Genomic DNA, 2,835 nt, shown 5'->3' with positions numbered 1-2,835 from the left:
ACCGCCGGCTGGTCTCGGCCGCATCGTCGGCGTCGTTGATCACCACGACCCGGTCGGCGAGCCCGGCGCGGCGGAAGTTGCGGGCGAGCGGCACCGCCTCACGCCCGTTGCCCACCACCACCACGTGGTTCCGCAGCCGTGAGGCCCGCGCCATCGCGAAGCGCCGCCCGAGCAGGTCGATCGCCGCGAACGCCACCGCCAGATACACCACGGCGCCGGCCCCGAACCGGGCGACATCGAGCGCGAACGAGGGATCGCCGTCGAGGTCGAACTCGAGGATGAACAGGCGGATCGTGCTGTAGAGGGCGTCCACGAACCGGATCCCCGGGACCGACTGGTACCAGCCGACCATCCCGAGCACCACGACGATGCCGCCGAGCAGCCCCACGGCGGCATACCGCCAGCCCGCGAGCAGGTCCCGCACCCGCGCCCCCGTGCCGGTGGGGGCTGGAGCTTCGGGCTGGCTCACCGCACTCCTTCACTGGACCTCACGCGCATCGACTCACGATACCGACGCCGACGCGCCGATCCGTGGAAGGAATCGGGCGCGAGAGGTCGTGCAAGCCGGCTCGAGCCGACGCCCCGTGCGTCTGGCGCCCAGTTCCTTCCAGGGTCAGGTGAGCAGCAGGATCACCAGCGGCACCGTCAGCGCCGCGGCGGTCGCGACGCCTGCGGCCGCGAAGGCCCGACCGGGCAGCGGCCACAGGTCGCGCACCCGGATCGCCAGCCCGAGGCCGAACATGCCGGCGGCGAGCAGCAGGGTCGACAACACGCTCGCGACGCCGAGCACCGGGTCCGGGACATCGACGAGCGTCCGCAGCACCACTGCGGCCAGGAAGCCCGTCACGAACCAGGGCACCGGCGCACCCCCGCTGCCGGCATGCCGGCGCTTCACGATCGCCGTCACCGGAGCGACCATGACCACCCGGGCGAGCTTGACCGTTGTGGCCGTCGCGAGGGCGCTGCCGCCGAGCACCGAGCCGGCCGCCACCACCTGGGCCACTTCGTGGATGCTCGCGCCCGCCCACGTCGCGGCGTCCTGCTCGCCCAGCCCGATCACGTGGGACAACCAGGGGACGACGGCGATCATCGCCGACCCGAAGATCGTCACCAGCGAGACAGCGAGGCCCACGTCGCGAGGCTTGGCCCGCACCGTCTGGCTGACCGCCGCGATGGCGGCAGCCCCGCAGATCGAGAACCCCGCGGCGATGAGCGTGGCCAGGCCCGGGTCGAGGCCGAGGCGACGGCCCACCCGCACAGTCACCACGAACGTCACCCCGACGGTCGCCACCACCACCAGCAGCCCTTGCCAACCGATCGCGGCGAGGTCGCTCAGCGACAACGTCAGGCCGAGCAGCACGATGCCCAGCCGCAACATCTGCTTCGCCGCATGCTCCGCGCCGCCCACTGCCTGGCTCGCGCGACCGGCACGGGGCGCCAGGTTCACCACGACCGCCCCGAGAGCGAGCGCCACCAGCAGGGCGCTGAGCAACGGCACCACGGTGGTGACCGCCATCGCGAGCGCTGCGGCTGCCAGCGGCACCGCAGCGCCCACGACCACCCGGGCGTCGGGGCGCCTGGTGGGCGAGCGTCGCTGGAGCACATGCTCACTCTCCTGGCCGCGTCGCCGCCCCGGTAGAGGCCGAATCCACCGCGACCCATAGGCTGCGGTGATGACTCCGGACGTCGACATCGAGACGCTCCGGCTGCTGGTGGCCGTCGACCGCTGCCGCAGCATCGGTGCGGCGGCGCGCTACGTGGGCGTCAGTCAGCCGGCGGCGAGCGCGCGGATACGCGAGTTCGAGGCGCGCTGGCGACTGAGCCTGCTCGAGCGCTCGCCTCGAGGGTCGGTCCTGACCGAGGAGGGACGCGCGGTCACCTCATGGGCGCGGCGAGTACTGGACGAGATCGACGTGATGCGGGCGTCGATGATCTCGCTGGCCTCACGGACCGACGAGCTCAAGGTGGCGGCCAGCCTGACGATCGCGGAGTTCCTGCTGCCCCGGTGGATCGGCGAGCTGCGCACGATCGGCTTCGACGTGCACCCGCAGCTGCGCGTGGTCAACAGCGTCACGGTCACCGAGCTCGTCAGCGCGCGCGAGGTCGACCTCGGCTTCATCGAGAGCACGGACACACCCGCCGACCTGCACACGCAGGTGATCGGCCGCGACCGGGTGACGCTGGTGGTGCCGCCGCAACACCCGTGGGCGCGATGCACCGCGGCCGTGCCGCACGAGGAGCTCGCCCGCGCGGACTACGTGCTGCGCGAGCGTGGCAGCGGCACCCGCCGCACGTTCGAGACCGGACTCGGGACCACACCGTCGGTCTCGATGGAAGCCACCTCGACGACGGCGCTGATCGGAGGTGTTCATGCCGGCCTCGGCGTGGGGGTCGTCTCGCGGACGGCGATCTCGTACGACCTGGAGGTCGGTCGCCTCGTCGAGGTGCCGCACGGGCTCGACCTGCGACGTCCGCTCACCGCGGTCTGGCACCCACAGCGCAGGCTCGGCGCGGCTGCCGCCGAGCTGGTAGCGGTGGCGGCCCGGGCGCTGGGCCGCGACGCGCGATCATGACCGCGCCCAGCACGTGCGGGCCAGCCAGTGATGGAACGATCGGGGCCGTGGTCACGCGCTATCTCCGGATCGAGTCGGCGGTGCCGAACCGGGGCGGCCGCCACCCCGGGATCTTCGCGATGCTGCGGGGGTTGCGGCAGAGCGGACGGTTGAGCCCCGACGACGAGAAGGTGGCCGCCGAGCTGGTGCGCCGCAGCTACGCACTGCACACCGAGCCGGCCGCCGAGTTCTTCGACACCGAACCGGCCGCGATCTCCTGGTT

3 protein-coding genes and 1 pseudogene are annotated in these 2,835 nt (G+C 72.6%); 2 read left to right on the top strand and 2 right to left on the bottom strand.

Annotated elements, in window-relative coordinates; translation table 11 throughout:
* A partial coding sequence (locus ACOJSN_RS16445) for a hypothetical protein (RefSeq protein ID WP_420113572.1) occupies positions 1-469 on the bottom strand: 469 nt, incomplete at its 3' end.
* A gap of 144 nt (positions 470-613) precedes the next feature.
* Complete coding sequence (locus ACOJSN_RS16440; protein ID WP_420113571.1) at positions 614-1,603, bottom strand: YeiH family protein; 990 nt, start codon at positions 1,601-1,603, stop codon at positions 614-616.
* Between the two features lie 70 nt (positions 1,604-1,673).
* Here ACOJSN_RS16440 and ACOJSN_RS16435 point away from each other — a divergent pair, with 70 nt between their 5' ends.
* Together ACOJSN_RS16435 and ACOJSN_RS16430 are read left to right on the top strand one after the other, a co-directional pair.
* Positions 1,674-2,573, top strand: a complete 900-nt coding sequence (locus tag ACOJSN_RS16435) for a LysR family transcriptional regulator (RefSeq protein WP_420113570.1) — start codon at positions 1,674-1,676, stop codon at positions 2,571-2,573.
* A gap of 47 nt (positions 2,574-2,620) precedes the next feature.
* A pseudogene (locus ACOJSN_RS16430) lies at positions 2,621-2,835 on the top strand (hypothetical protein); the annotation flags it as partial.

It is taken from the genome of Pseudactinotalea sp. (genome assembly GCF_048594945.1).
Taxonomy (GTDB): Bacteria; Actinomycetota; Actinomycetes; order Actinomycetales; family Beutenbergiaceae; genus Pseudactinotalea.
This window is presented reverse-complemented; position numbering and strand designations above follow the sequence as displayed.

Excerpts from the sequence above, each read along its gene's own strand:
- ACOJSN_RS16435 (WP_420113570.1), top strand. The coding sequence starts at position 1,674 with ATGACTCCGGACGTCGACATCGAGACGCTCCGGCTGCTGGTGGCCGTC.